We start from the raw sequence: 13347 nt of genomic DNA, 5'->3' as shown, positions 1-13347 counted from the left end.
GGCCTTCTCAGATCGATCAGACCTGCATGATCTCTTGTTGCTTGCTCTCCAGAGCCTTGTCCACAGCGGCAATGGACTTGTCGGTCAGATCCTGCACCTCGTCCGACCACATTTTCTGGTCGTCCTCGGACATGCTCTTGGCCTTCTTGATCTGGTCCATGCCGTCCCGACGAACGTTGCGGATCGCGACGCGCGCATGTTCGGCATATTGCGCGGCGACGCGGGTCAGATCGCGGCGGCGCTCTTCGTTCAGTTCCGGGATCGGCAGCCGGATGATCGTGCCGTCCACAACTGGATTGATGCCCAACCCGGAATCGCGGATCGCCCGCTCCACCTTGGAGACAAGACCCTTGTCCCACACGTTGATGGTGATCATGCGCGGCTCCGGCACGTTGACGGTGCCAAGCTGGTTGACCGGCGTCATGGAGCCATAGGCATCCACCTGGATCGGTTCCACGATGGTGGCCGAGGCCCGCCCGGTGCGAAGAGAGGCGAATTCGGCGCGCAGCGAAGTCATAGCGCCATCCATGCGCCGCTCCAGATCCGCAAGATCGATTTCGGTGATGTCATCCGCCATGATAAGTTGGTCTCCAGTTCCGTGCCGCGCCGCTCAAGACGCAGCCATTTTGGCCCGGTATAGCGATAACGAGGCGAATTGCACAGAGAAGATCGCGGGGAAGATCGCCGCAGCGGACGCGGCGGGAAAACCGCGTCCAGACACCATCGGCGGCGTTCGTCAGCCGTGTACCAGTGTGGACCGCCCCTCGCCCCGGAGAATGCCTACGAAACCGCCCGGTTCATCGAGCGAGAACACGATGATCGGCAGATCATTGTCGCGGGCAAGAGCGAGCGCGGAGGCATCCATCACCTTCAGATTCTTGATGAGTGCTTCGTCGTAAGTAATTGTATCATAACGCTTTGCATCATCGAACTTCTTCGGATCCTTGTCGTAGATGCCATCCACCTTCGTGCCCTTGAAGATAGCCTCACAGCCCATCTCCACGGCTCGGAGCGCGCCCGCCGTATCCGTGGTGAAGAACGGATTGCCGGTCCCGGCGGCGAAGATGCAGACGCGCTTCTTCTCCAGATGGCGGACGGCACGGCGGCGGATGTAGGGCTCGCAGACCTGATCCATCGGAATGGCAGAGATGACACGGGTGTGTATGCGGAGCGCCTCCAGCGCGGCCTGCATGGCGAGCGCGTTCATCACCGTGGCAAGCATACCCATGTAGTCCGCGGTCGTCCGCTCCATTCCCTGAGCGGAGCCCTGAAGACCACGGAAGATATTGCCTCCGCCGATGACCATGCATATCTCGACCCCGAGATCATGGACGGTCTTCACCTCTGCGGCGATCCGCGCGACCGTCGGAGGGTGAAGACCATATCCCTGATCCCCCATCAGGGCCTCGCCGGAGATCTTGAGCAGGACGCGCTTGTACTTGACCTGTGACGACGGGTTCGGCGCATCGCTCATGCGGCGGTTCCTTTCGACTTATACTATTCCCCGAATGGGGAAAATGTCTCAAAAGCCCGGAAGGTTCAACGCAGAAGCGCATCGGCAGGCAAAAACCCCCCATGTCTGACAAATCGGATGAATAGAAATTTACAAAAGATTGATATAATTGAGGATAAGCCCATCCTTATTGCCGGCTGCACGGCATCGGGCAAGTCAGCGCTGGCGATTGAACTGGCTCAAAACTTCGGCGGTGTCGTCGTCAATGCCGATGCCCTGCAGGTTTACGCCAACTGGCGCATCCTCACGGCACGTCCGAGCGAGGCAGAAACCGCAGGGATTCCCCACCTCCTCTATGGCCATGTCGCTCGTGAGGCGGACTATTCCGTGGGTCATTGGCTGCGGGATTTGGCGCCGCTGCTGCGGACCGGTGCGCGGCCGATCATCGTGGGAGGCACCGGATTGTATCTCACAGCGCTGACGGAAGGGCTTGCAGAAATCCCCCCCACCCCCGGAGCGGTCCGGGAGGAGGCCGACGGCCTGCCGCTGGAGAGGCTGATAACACAGCTCGATCCGCAAACCGCCGCGAAGATCGACTTGCGAAATCGCGCAAGGGTGCAGCGTGCATGGGAGGTTCTGCGCGCAACGGGACGCGGCCTTGCCGCATGGCAGATGGAAACCGGCGCGCCTCTCCTTCCGCACGGGGCGGCAACGCTGCTCCATGTTGACGCGGACCGGGACTGGTTGGCCGAGCGGATCGACAGCCGGTTCGACCACATGATCGACTCGGGTGCATTGGAAGAGGCGCGGGCGGAGCTACCGCATTGGGATCCCGCGCGCCCCTCCTCCCGCGCGATCGGTGCGCCCGAGCTGCTGGCCCATCTCAATGGAGAAATGTCTCTCGACGCCGCGAAGGAGCAGGCCAAGGCTGCAACCCGCCAATATGCGAAGCGGCAGCGGACGTGGTTCCGCCGCCGAATGGGCGGGTGGCACCGCCTCCCCCGACCGTAGCGGCGGCGCAACGCAGGACAACCTTGACGGAAGTCGCGCATAAAGCCGCTTTGTAAGATGCAGGGGCGGAGTAAGATCGGTGGCACAGAAGGAGCGCCGATGAACAGTCTGCCTGTGCTTCCCACTCTCCGCGTCGCGCCTATCTCCCGCATCGTGCAGGCGGGCAAGTGGCATACCGAGGCGCGCCGCTCGTGGGGCGAGCCCGTGCTCTACTGGTTCACCCGGGGTCAGGGCCGTCTGTCGGCAGGGGGAGAAATGCGCGGCTACGGGCCTCATAACGCGATCTTTTTGCCTGCGGAGACCATGCACGGCTTTGAAGCGCACCCCCAGGTTTTCGGATCTGCGGTCTTCTTCGGGCGCAACCATGGCCTCCCGCTCCCCTTCGAGCCCCTGCATATCCGTGCACGCGAAACGCCCGTACAGCTTGAGCTGAACCAGCTCATCGATCATCTTGCCCGTGAACTGGATGGGCTGCGCGCCGGCCGCGAGCAGGCGGCGCAGTGTTGGCTCGGCCTGATCTGCGTCTGGATGGAGCGGCAGGCGCTCCGCCGGGAGGAGAGTGGGAACGATCCGGAGAAGCAGCTCGTGGCGCGCTACGTGCAACTTCTGGATCGCATGCCCTATGCTCGCCGCGACGTGGTGGATTTTGCGCATGATCTCGGCGTGACGCCGGGTCATCTGTCGCGGGCCTGCCATGCGGCGGCGGGGCGATCAGCGCATACGCTTCTTCAGGACAGGCTGATCGTGGAGGCGCGCCGATTGCTTGCCGAACAGCATCTGCCAGTCGTAGAGGTTGCGCGGGCGCTCGGCTTCAGTTCCCCCGCCTACTTCACCCGCGCCTTTCACCAGCGCACAGGAAAATCCCCGGCGTCCTTCCGCCGGAATGGCTGACAACGATGACAGACGATCTCCTTATCCGCCCTTCGGTGGAAGACGACCTTTGCGCGATCCAGCGCATCTATGCCCACCATGTTCTGCATGGCGTCGCGAGCTTCGAGGAAACGCCCCCGGACCTGCCCGAGATGGCCCGTCGGCGAGAGAGTGTCCTGATGCTCGGCTTGCCGCATCTGGTGGCGGAAGGGGCGGAAGGTGTGCTTGGCTATGCCTATGCCGGAACTTACCGGCCCCGGCCCGCCTATCGCTACACGGTTGAGGATTCGATCTATGTCGCGCCGGAGCTGGTCGGGCGGGGCGTCGGCAGCGCCCTGCTTTCCCGCCTCATCGCGGATTGCGAAAAGGGCCCGTGGCGGCAGATGATCGCGGTCATCGGCGACAGCGGCAACGCAGGGTCCATCGCGCTGCACCGGCGATTCGGCTTTACCCTCACGGGGACCTTTCGCTCCATCGGGTTCAAGCACGGGCGCTGGCTCGACTCCGTGCTGATGCAGCGGGCGCTGGGGCCGGGCGATCAGACGCCGCCCGGCTGAGCGATCATTCCAGGCGCAGTATCTCGGCTGGGTCGAAATCCGGTCCCGCCTCCCATTCCGCGCCCTGCGGCGTGTCGCGAACGATGAGCCCGGCCCGCTGGAACCCGTCGCGCAGCGCATCGGCGCGGGCGAAATCCCGCGCCTTCCGCGCCGCAGCCCGCTCCAGAAGCAGCGCATCAATCCGCGCCGCGACCTGTGGAGCGACCTCCCGCTGCGTCCAGTCATGGTCATCGTCGAGCAGACCCAGCAGAGCGGCCGAAGCCTTCAGCCCCGCCGCGTCCCCGGAGTTCGCCAATCCGTGGAGAACCGCGATCGCGCCCGCCGTGTTCAGATCGTCGCCAAGCGCGGCCAGAAGATCCGGAGCAGGCTCCGTGGCGGCGGACACACCCCGTGTCAGCGCACGCCAGCGCGCCAGCGTCGTCCGCGCCTGATCCGCCTTCTCCGTGGTCCAGTCCATCGGTTTGGCGTAATGGGTTCCGAGATAGACGAACCGGATCACCTCTCCCGGCCAACCCTGTTCCAGAAGATCGCGCACGGTAAAGAAGTTGCCGAGAGACTTCGACATCTTCTTCCCCTCCACCTGAAGCATCTCGTTATGCAGCCAGTAGCGCGCGAAACTGCCCTCGGGGTGGGCGCAGCAGCTCTGCGCGATCTCGTTCTCATGATGCGGAAACTGAAGGTCGATTCCGCCGCCATGAATATCGAAACTAGGCCCCAGCAGTTCGAAGCTCATCGCGGAGCATTCGATGTGCCAGCCGGGCCGGCCCCGGCCCCAGGGGCTGTCCCAACCGGGCAGATCCGGCGTCGAGGGTTTCCAGAGCACGAAATCCATCGGATCGCGTTTGTAGGGCGCCACTTCCACACGCGCACCTGCGATCATGTCATCCACCGACCGGCCTGAAAGCCGCCCGTACTCGGCAAAGCTCCGCACGTCGAACAACACGTGGCCCTCTGCCTCATAGGCGTGTCCACGCGCGATGAGCGAGGCGATCATGGCGATCATGGACCCGATATGCTCGGTCGCACGCGGCTCCGCCGTCGGGCGGAGCGCGCCGAGTGCGTCCATGTCGGCATGATACCAGGCGATCGTCTCTTCGGTGATGCGCCCTATCGGGACACCTTCCGCCCGAGCACGCGCGTTGATCTTGTCATCCACATCCGTGAAGTTGCGGACGTAGGTCACGTGGTCTTGGCCATAGACATGTCGCAGCAGCCGGAAGAGCGTGTCAAACACCACGACGGGGCGGCCGTTACCCAGATGGGCACGGTCATAGACAGTCGGTCCGCAGACATACATCCGCACATCTTCGGAATCGAGCGGCGCGAAAACCTCGCGCCGCCGGGTCAGCGTGTTGTGCAGTGAAATCTCGACCATCATATCCTCCGGCGTCGCGCGCAGTTAGCCGGATTTCCCCGTCGATGCAAACCGGCCACCAATACCACGGCGCGCCGAAGCCGGCCCACGGGAAGCTTTTAAGCCACCGGTTCCAGCTCTGCCTTTGTCACGGGCCGGCGACCGACCTCTGCGCTCACCGCTTCGGTCAACTGCGCGAGGGAGAACGGCTTCGGCAGGAAAGTGGAATTCGGCATCCGGGCGCGGATTTCGCCGAACGACTCCTCCGCATAGCCGGACACGAAGATCACCCGCATATCGGGTCGCTGATCCATGGCCTTGGCGACCCAGGTGGGCCCGTCGATGCCGGGCATGATGACATCGCTCACAATCACGTCGATGCGCAAATCCGGCTCCGACGTGAGGGCAAGGGCAGCGTCTCCGCTGTCCGCTTCCAGCACGGTGAACCCTTTCAGCCGAAGCGCACGGGCGGCAAAGGCGCGTACGGGCGCCTCATCCTCCACCAGCAGCACCACGCCGCCTGCCTGGATCGGGGGGAGTTTCGAAGGCTCCCGATTTGGCTCCGTGCGCAGAGCGCCGATATGAACCGGGAAATAGAGGGTGAAGGTCGTGCCTTCGCCAAGGATCGAATCCACGAAGATGAAGGCCCCCGACTGCTTCACGATGCCGTAAACGGTGGAAAGGCCGAGACCCGTCCCCTCTCCGGGCCGCTTCGTCGTGAAGAACGGCTCGAATATCTTGGTCAGCATATCAGGCGGAATACCGCTTCCCTCGTCGCGCACGCGGATCACGGAGTAATCGCCCGCCGGAACGCTTGCCCTGTCCCGCGACAGCGGCGCGTTCAACCGCAGTGCTTCCGTTTCCACCCAGATATTGCCGACACCCCCAATCGCGTCGCGGGCATTGACGACGAGGTTCATCATCACCTGCTCAAGCTGCCGCCTGTCGGCACGCACAAGGCGGAGCGCATCGTCGTTGCGGAAATTCACCCGCACCCGCTCACCCACCAACCGGTTCAGCAGGTGCATGGCGTCGGCCAGCACGGCACGCAGATCCAGCACCTCGGCCTGAAGCGTCTGCTTGCGCGAGTAGGCGAGCAGCTGCCGCACGAGCCCCGCCGCACGATCGGCATTCTGTCTTATCTGCTCCAGATCGGCAAATTCCGGGTCGCCGGGCCGGTGACGGAGCAGGAGGAGATCGCAATGGCCGGAAATCGCGGTCAGCAGGTTGTTGAAATCATGCGCCACACCACCGGCGAGCTGGCCTATCGCCTGCATCTTCTGGCTCTGGATAAACTGCGACTGGAGGTTTTGATGCTCGGTGGCGTCGTTCAGGACGGCGATGAGCCGCATGCGGCCGCCGTTCCGGACACGGCGCAGGACGATCTGTACGTAGAACTCGCGGCTGGCCCGGGAGGCACGGAGAATCTCCGGCTTGTTGAGCGTCAGCCCGGCCATGGCATCGGCAATCCAGTCGCTCACGGGGCGTCCGAGTCCTTCTACAAGGTCGTGCAGCAGTGCCTCCCCCTCCGGCGGGCACAGGATCTCCCGAGCGGCGCGGTTGGCGGAGAGCACTCTTCCGTCAGGCGAGAGTTCCAGCAGCGCGACCGGCAGATCCTCGGCAGAACCGCCGGCGGTGCAGGCGGGCTCCTCCATGGGCAGCAGCAGCACCCGACGATCCCCCGCAGAGGGCAGGTCGTGAACCAGAACGGCGAGCGGACCCTTCATCGTGATGAGGCGCGTTTCCTCCCCATTGCGGGGCGGTGTCGCGAACATGTCGGAGATCCGTGACGGACGCAGCCCGAGAAGCTCCCGGAGCGTGGGACTGACATGCAGAACGCGCCCATCAGCGGCCAGAGTGCAGACTGGGAGCGGGAGGGTATCGGCAAGTCCATCCGTCCAACGCCACAGCATCAGCCCGGCATCCAGAGGAAGCGCGGTGAGGCGAAGTGTTCCGCGCCCGGTCGGGAAATCCGCATGTCCCCCCGAGGCAAGCCGCGCGCAGGCGGCCTGCGGCTCGAGCAGCAACGGATAGAGCAGTTCCACAAGCGTCTCACCCGTGCCGGCGGCTGTGTTCACCGAGAGAATCCGCCCCCTCTCATCGGTGATCGCAGCCGGATCTGCCTCCATACCCGGAAGGCGCATAAGCCATCGGCGACGCTGGCCTTTCTGAAGCATCCCAATCCCGGTCATCGCAGCGAAGATCATTGCCACGAGCCCGAGCGCGGCACCCACCGCGTGCAGAACGCCGGGCCGCGCGTGGACAGCCTCGCCCACCGCCCAGGCGAGCAGTCCGAACACTGCCAACAGGCCGGTCTGCCAAAGCCCCGTCCGCCCCATCATCCCGATCCGCTGCCCCGACACCTTGACCCCCTGCCGCCACACTCTTTTTGGACACCGGCGAGGGTTAAGATCCGGTTAATCCCGGAGTCTTCTACTACGGTTTGTGTCGCAGCACGGCCAGGTAGAAGCCGTCGCCACCGTCGCGCGGCGTGAACCGATGCTCCTGTGCCAGATGCCAGCCCCCGACCTCGGCAGTGAAGCGCCTGATCTGGGCCGCGTTCTCCCGCTCCAACAGCGAACAGGTGGCATAGGCCAGTACGCCTCCCGGAGCAACGAGCGGTGCTGTACGGCGAAGGATGGCGGCCTGTGTCTGCTCCAGCCGCTCCAGCATGTCTGCCGTCAGCCGCCATTTCCCCTCCGGCGCGCGGCGCCAGCTTCCCGAACCGGAGCACGGCACATCCGTCAGCACGAGATCGAACGGAGCGGCGCGATCCACCGCCTGCAACTGGGCAATGCGGACACCCGCCCGCGCTGCGCGCGCGGGAAGGTCGCGCATCCGCCCGGGGTCGGCGTCATGGGCAAAAACTTCTGCCCCACGCGCCGCGAGAGCGAGAGATTTGCCCCCGCCACCCGCGCAGTAATCAAGGGCGCGGCCACCCCTCGGCAGCGCCTCCACCACCGCCTGTGATGCCGCATCCTGCAATTCCACCAGCCCCTCACGATAGGCCGCGGAACCGGAAACGGCACGGGCGCGGGTCGTGACTTCGAGCGCCGTCTCGGCCAGCGGCGAGGGACGTGTTTCGATCCCCTCCTCCGCCAGCGCACGGGCCGCCTCATCCCGCGTCGCGCGGGCGAGGTTGGCGCGGAGAAACACCGGCGCCCGATGGCGGAGGGCCTCCATTACCGGGGCAAAATCCTCAGCGAGGCTGGCTTGCAGGTCGGGCACCAACCAGTCCGGCGTATCGAGCCGGACGGCCTCCGGCGCGGTATCGAGAGACTGACCCCCTTCATCGGCGGTCACCGGGGCGGGCGCGTGCCCCTCGCCCGTGAACATCACCGACGGGTCTTCGCCGCCGGCGCGGAGGGCGCCCAGCATGAGAGCGCGCCCGTCCTCCCCACCTCCCAGCCAGCCGAAGGACCGTCGGCAGCGGAGCGCGTCGAACACATGATCCCGGACCGCCGCCCGATCCCCCGAACCGGCATAACGGCTGCGGCGCGCCCAGTTGGTGAGCGCGCGCTCCGCCGCATCGCCTGCGCGGATTTCGTCCAGCACTGCGATGGCAGCAGCGATTCGGGCGGCGGGCGTCACTGTCAGCCGATCCGGTAGTTGGGGCTCTCGCGGGTGATCTGCACGTCGTGCACGTGGCTTTCCTTCAGCCCTGCCCCGGTGATGCGGACGAAGCGGCAGTTGGTCCGCATCTCCTCGACCGTGCGGTTGCCGGTATAGCCCATCGCCGCCCGCAGGCCGCCGACGAGCTGATGGATCACCGCCGCTGCGGTGCCCTTGTACGGCACCTGCCCCTCGATCCCTTCGGGCACCAGCTTGTCGGAGGCCGCGTCCTTCTGGAAGTAGCGGTCGGCAGAGCCCCGCGCCATCGCGCCGAGGGAACCCATGCCGCGATAGGATTTGTAGGACCGCCCCTGGTAGAGGATCGTCTCGCCGGGGCTTTCATCCGTTCCGGCGATGGCCGACCCCACCATGGCGCAAGAGGCGCCCGCCGCGATGGCCTTGGCGAAGTCGCCCGAGAACTTGATGCCGCCATCCGCGATGACCGGTACCCCACCAGCAGCGCTCGCGGCATCCATGATGGCGGTGAGCTGCGGAACGCCGACACCGGCAACGATGCGCGTGGTGCAGATTGAGCCGGGCCCGATGCCCACCTTCACCGCATCCGCCCCCGCGTCGATAAGCGCGCGCGTCGCCTCCGCCGTGGCGACGTTGCCTGCGACGACCTGCACCTCGTTCGAAAGCTTCTTCACCCGCTCCACCGCCTGCGCGACAGAGATGGAATGCCCATGCGCCGTATCGATGACGATCAGGTCACAGCCTGCGTCGATGAGCGCGGCGGAGCGCTCGAAACCCGCATCGCCCACCGTACTCGCCGCGGCCACCCGCAAGCGGCCCAGCGAATCCTTGGTGGCGTTCGGGTTCAGCACTGCCTTTTCGGTATCCTTCAGCGTGAGCAGCCCGGTGAGCTTGCCCTGACCGTCTGTGACCAGCAGCTTCTCTATCCGCCGCGCCTTCATCATGCTCTTGGCGAGATCGAGATCCGCAGGCTCCCGCAGCACGGCGAGATTGTCGGCAGTCATCATCGCCCGGACCGGGGTGCGGTCATCGGAGGCAAAGCGCATGTCGCGGTTGGACACGATACCGACGACGCGCCCCTCTCCGTCCACCACGGGGAATCCGGTGACGTTGTACTGCTCCTGCAAAGCCTTCGCATCGGCCAGCGTCTGATCGGGGGTGAGGGTGATCGGCTTGTAAACGACGCCCGATTCAAAGCGCTTCACCCGGCGGACCTGATCGGCCTGCTCATCGATGCCGAGATTGCGGTGGATCACGCCGATCCCGCCCGCCTGCGCCATGGCGATGGCCATGCGGGCCTCCGTCACGGTGTCCATCGCGGAGGAAAGCAGCGGGATGTTCAGCCGGACGCTGCGGGTGACGAAGGTGGATGTATCGGCATCTGAGGGCAATACGCTGGACGCGGCGGGAACCAGCAATACGTCATCAAAGGTGAGAGCCTCACGAATCTCCATGGAGACCTCCTTAGGGCGGCGGGGGGAGTGATCGTTTGGCGCTTCCCTATTTCACGCCGAACGGGAGAAGAAAAGGATAAAACGCAGATGGTCGCCGGGTGCATGATGCGCAAGACATCCCGACGGAACGTCGCAACGCGTAGGGACGGAACAGAATGACGCCGCAGGAAATCTACCGCAGGACCCTCGCGCTCCTGCTCCCAGAACGCTGGCTCGCTCTTTCGTTGGCGCTGTCGGGGGTGATCCTTGCCGTGGTGCAGCTCGCCGAGCCGATCCTGTTCGGACGGATGGTGGACCGGCTGGCCGAAGGGTCAAACGCCTTTCAGCTCATCGGCATCTGGGCGGCCTTCGGGTTGTTCGGCATCGTCGCGGGTGCGGTCGTCGCCATCGCGTCGGACAGGCTCGCGCATCGCCGGCGGATGGCGGCGCTGGGGGATGCGTTCTCCACCGCCATGACGTTGCCCATCAGCTATCATGCGCGGAAGGGCAGCGGAGCGGTGGTCCGTGCCATCCTCGCGGGGACGGATGCGCTCTTCGTCGTCTGGCTGGGTGTGCTGCGGGAGCAGTTGACGGCGCTGGCGGGCATCCTGCTGATGATCCCCACCGCAATCCGCCTGAACGCGACCATGGCGGGAGTGCTGGCGCTGCTGGGGATCGTCTATCTGGTGCTGAACGTGCTCGTCATCCGCAAGACCCGCATCGGTCAGGCGGAGGTGGAGAAGAATTCCGGCAGCCTTTTCGGGAGAGTGGGCGATGTGCTGGGCAACGTGACCGTGGTGCAGAGTTACAGCCGCTTCGCCTCCGAGATGCAGGCCATGCGCGGGCTGATCGACACGCTGCTCTCCGCCCAGTATCCCGTGCTGACATGGTGGGGGCTGATGACCGTGCTGACACGCGCGGCAGCGACCATCACCATGGTGGTCATCTTCGGCGTGGGCGCGGTGTTGGCCCAGCGGGGAGAGATCACGGTCGGGCAGATCGTCTCCTTCGCGGCCTTCGCGGGGTTGCTGGTCGGGCAGCTGGACAGACTCTCCAGCTTCGTCTCGACCGTGGTTCGACAGACGCCGGTGATCCGCAGCTATTTTGAGCTGCTGGACGCCCGCGCCGACGTGATCGACCCGCCCGATGCAACACCGCTGGTGGGTCTGGTGCTTGGCCACGTGGCCTACCACCATGTCACCTATCGCTTCCCCGACAGCGATCAGGGCGTTTTCGACCTGACCTTCGAGGCGCTGCCGGGACAGACGGTGGCCCTCGTCGGCCCGACCGGCTCAGGCAAGACGACGACGCTGGCCCTGCTCCAGCGGCTGCGGCAACCCGATTCCGGCACCATCACCGTCGATGGCCGCGATATCGCCGACATCACCCTGTCATCCCTGCGCGACAACGTGGCGGTCGTGTTTCAGGAGGCCGGGCTTTTCAACCGCTCCATCGCCGAGAACATCCGCATCGGCCGGCCCGGCGCCACGGACGCGGAGGTGCAGCAGGCGGCAGAACTGGCCGAGGCGCATGAGTTCATCACACGCAAGCCCGGTGGCTATGGCTTCGTGATCGGCGAGCGCGGAAATGCGCTCTCGGGCGGCGAGCGCCAGCGGATCGCCATCGCCCGCGCGGTGCTGAAGAATGCGCCGATTCTCATTCTGGATGAGGCGACTTCCGCCCTCGATCCCGCGACGGAGGCCAAGATCAAGCGGGCCATCGACAAGTTGCGCGCGAACCGCACCACCCTCGTCATCGCTCACCGGCTTTCCACCGTTGCGAATGCGGACCGGATTCTGGTGCTCGATCAGGGCCGAATCGTGGAGGACGGCAAGTTCCACGACCTCGCCCATGCGGGTGGACTGTTCCAGCATCTGGTGGAGGAAGGCGAGATCGTCGAACCCAAGGAGGAGTAGCGCCCAGCTCCGGAACCAACGCGCGCCGCAATCGGACATGCGGCGGGGGGAGGCGATTTTCCTGCCTGCGCAGGAGTTGCACATACCGGCATGGAAAGACCCCACTCCAGAAAGCGAACGACCGCCGGTTTCCCGGCGGCCGCTCATGTTCTGTCCTGTGGCTCCCGCCTCAGCCCTGACGGGCCTTGTAGCGGCGCTGCGTCTTGTTGATCACGTAGACGCGGCCTTTACGGCGCACGATCTGGCAATCGCGGTGACGCTGCTTGAGCGAGCGGAGCGAGTTGCGGACCTTCATCGGTCGTCTCCCATTCGCGGCGCGGCGTGCGCCTTGAAACAGATTGCCCATATGGGCGGTGAAAATGGTGGGCGCGACAGGGATCGAACCTGTGACCACTACGATGTCAACGTAGGTAATCCCCGCCAACGCGGCGCTTTAATAGCAGATTCGAGGCGATGTAAAGGGGGGCGTTCTTCGTTTATCCCACAAACCGAACCTCATTTTGGTTCAGTGAACCTGAAAGCACTACGTAAAACCTGCGAAACATTCGCATGTTACCCGCCCCTCACGTGCTCCCTGCCCGGCTTGGGCCCGGCCGACCATCCGAAGCGGACCTCCGCAGGACGACCGACGCGCCCGCAGACAGAGCACCGAAGCCGAGCCATCGCTTCATCGCGCACCCCCCAATGTGTGCGCGTATGCTCCGGCCAGTCAGCGAGCCACGACGTGGAGCTGTGTCCGCACTGACATTCCAGAATGACGAAGTGCTCTCCAATACCCATACGAGAACATTCGCAGAACATCCGCGATTCGGCCATAGAGGGAAGCGCGCGCTCACAACCCGCGTCCTGCCAGCCCCTCATGCCGCGACCGGCAGGCAACCAGCGCAGCGCGGTCGCGGCCCCAGTAGACCTCCACCTCCCGGTCAGACAGCGCACGATCCGGCAGGCTCACGGGCCTGTCGCACGGCACGAGCAGCGACGGCGGAACGTCAGCGGATTTGCTGGAGACGCCGCACCCGGCTGGCAGGGAGAGCATCAGGACTGTGCACAGGTTCCGCATGAGCGGCATCCTCCAGTTTGCGCTGCAGCGCGTCTCGTTGGGCCTGCACGGCAAGCCGTTGGGCTTCTGCGCGGGTGGCCCTCTCCCGCGCGTCCTGAGCGGCCT

12 protein-coding genes are annotated in these 13347 nt (G+C 65.0%); 4 read left to right on the top strand and 8 right to left on the bottom strand.

All coding sequences use genetic code 11. The features are described 5' to 3' along the window. Positions 1 to 16: 16 nt before the first annotated feature. Both frr and pyrH read right to left on the bottom strand, forming a co-directional pair. On the bottom strand, positions 17 to 577 hold the full coding sequence (gene frr / locus CG51_RS13985) for a ribosome recycling factor (RefSeq protein WP_035746012.1): 561 nt from the start codon (positions 575 to 577) through the stop codon (positions 17 to 19). Between the two features lie 159 nt (positions 578 to 736). After that, complete coding sequence (pyrH, locus tag CG51_RS13980; RefSeq protein WP_035746011.1) at positions 737 to 1474, bottom strand: UMP kinase; 738 nt, start codon at positions 1472 to 1474, stop codon at positions 737 to 739. A gap of 117 nt (positions 1475 to 1591) precedes the next feature. Here pyrH and miaA point away from each other — a divergent pair, with 117 nt between their 5' ends. The 3 genes from miaA to CG51_RS13965 all read left to right on the top strand — a co-directional run bounded on the left by miaA (position 1592) and on the right by CG51_RS13965 (position 3891). Next, complete coding sequence (gene miaA, locus CG51_RS13975; protein ID WP_035746008.1) at positions 1592 to 2464, top strand: tRNA (adenosine(37)-N6)-dimethylallyltransferase MiaA; 873 nt, start codon at positions 1592 to 1594, stop codon at positions 2462 to 2464. 99 nt (positions 2465 to 2563) lie between these two features. Beyond that, positions 2564 to 3355, top strand: coding sequence for a helix-turn-helix transcriptional regulator (locus CG51_RS13970; RefSeq protein ID WP_035746006.1), 792 nt, complete (start codon positions 2564 to 2566; stop codon positions 3353 to 3355). Between the two features lie 5 nt (positions 3356 to 3360). Beyond that, the gene (locus tag CG51_RS13965) at positions 3361 to 3891 is read left to right on the top strand and encodes a GNAT family N-acetyltransferase (RefSeq protein WP_051930611.1); all 531 of its coding nucleotides are present in this window, start codon (positions 3361 to 3363) and stop codon (positions 3889 to 3891) included. Positions 3892 to 3895: 4 nt separating this feature from the next. Here CG51_RS13965 and cysS read toward each other — a convergent pair whose 3' ends face one another. The 4 genes from cysS to guaB form a co-directional block, all read right to left on the bottom strand. Further along, positions 3896 to 5266, bottom strand: coding sequence for a cysteine--tRNA ligase (gene cysS / locus CG51_RS13960; RefSeq protein WP_035746003.1), 1371 nt, complete (start codon positions 5264 to 5266; stop codon positions 3896 to 3898). A gap of 98 nt (positions 5267 to 5364) precedes the next feature. Next, on the bottom strand, positions 5365 to 7608 hold the full coding sequence (locus tag CG51_RS13955; RefSeq protein ID WP_143412820.1) for an ATP-binding protein: 2244 nt from the start codon (positions 7606 to 7608) through the stop codon (positions 5365 to 5367). 73 nt (positions 7609 to 7681) lie between these two features. Further along, on the bottom strand, positions 7682 to 8836 hold the full coding sequence (locus CG51_RS13950; RefSeq protein ID WP_035746001.1) for an RsmB/NOP family class I SAM-dependent RNA methyltransferase: 1155 nt from the start codon (positions 8834 to 8836) through the stop codon (positions 7682 to 7684). Between the two features lie 2 nt (positions 8837 to 8838). Beyond that, a complete protein-coding gene (gene guaB, locus CG51_RS13945) occupies positions 8839 to 10287 on the bottom strand; it encodes an IMP dehydrogenase (RefSeq protein WP_035745999.1) in 1449 nt (482 codons plus the stop codon). 155 nt (positions 10288 to 10442) lie between these two features. Between guaB and CG51_RS13940 the strand changes: the two genes are divergently transcribed. After that, the gene (locus CG51_RS13940; RefSeq protein WP_035745996.1) at positions 10443 to 12182 is read left to right on the top strand and encodes a glucan ABC transporter ATP-binding protein/ permease; all 1740 of its coding nucleotides are present in this window, start codon (positions 10443 to 10445) and stop codon (positions 12180 to 12182) included. Positions 12183 to 12351: 169 nt separating this feature from the next. On the opposite strand, the gene ykgO is transcribed toward CG51_RS13940, so the two are convergent. Together ykgO and CG51_RS13925 are read right to left on the bottom strand one after the other, a co-directional pair. After that, positions 12352 to 12477 (bottom strand): type B 50S ribosomal protein L36, encoded by a 126-nt coding sequence (gene ykgO, locus CG51_RS13935; protein WP_035712875.1) that lies wholly within the window; start codon positions 12475 to 12477, stop codon positions 12352 to 12354. A gap of 537 nt (positions 12478 to 13014) precedes the next feature. Further along, positions 13015 to 13242, bottom strand: a complete 228-nt coding sequence (locus tag CG51_RS13925; protein WP_051930609.1) for a hypothetical protein — start codon at positions 13240 to 13242, stop codon at positions 13015 to 13017. Positions 13243 to 13347: the final 105 nt, after the last annotated feature.

It is taken from the genome of Haematobacter missouriensis (genome assembly GCF_000740775.1).
GTDB classification, from domain to species: Bacteria; Pseudomonadota; Alphaproteobacteria; order Rhodobacterales; family Rhodobacteraceae; genus Haematobacter; species Haematobacter missouriensis.
This window is presented reverse-complemented; position numbering and strand designations above follow the sequence as displayed.

Bases quoted from the DNA above. Each gene is read 5' to 3' on its own strand.
- frr (WP_035746012.1), bottom strand. From the start codon at position 577: ATGGCGGATGACATCACCGAAATCGATCTTGCGGATCTGGAGCGGCGC.
- pyrH (WP_035746011.1), bottom strand. From the start codon at position 1,474: ATGAGCGATGCGCCGAACCCGTCGTCACAGGTCAAGTACAAGCGCGTC.
- miaA (WP_035746008.1), top strand. From the start codon at position 1,592: ATGAATAGAAATTTACAAAAGATTGATATAATTGAGGATAAGCCCATC.
- CG51_RS13970 (WP_035746006.1), top strand. From the start codon at position 2,564: ATGAACAGTCTGCCTGTGCTTCCCACTCTCCGCGTCGCGCCTATCTCC.
- CG51_RS13965 (WP_051930611.1), top strand. From the start codon at position 3,361: ATGACAGACGATCTCCTTATCCGCCCTTCGGTGGAAGACGACCTTTGC.
- cysS (WP_035746003.1), bottom strand. From the start codon at position 5,266: ATGGTCGAGATTTCACTGCACAACACGCTGACCCGGCGGCGCGAGGTT.
- guaB (WP_035745999.1), bottom strand. From the start codon at position 10,287: ATGGAGATTCGTGAGGCTCTCACCTTTGATGACGTATTGCTGGTTCCC.
- CG51_RS13940 (WP_035745996.1), top strand. From the start codon at position 10,443: ATGACGCCGCAGGAAATCTACCGCAGGACCCTCGCGCTCCTGCTCCCA.
- ykgO (WP_035712875.1), bottom strand. From the start codon at position 12,477: ATGAAGGTCCGCAACTCGCTCCGCTCGCTCAAGCAGCGTCACCGCGAT.
- CG51_RS13925 (WP_051930609.1), bottom strand. From the start codon at position 13,242: ATGCGGAACCTGTGCACAGTCCTGATGCTCTCCCTGCCAGCCGGGTGC.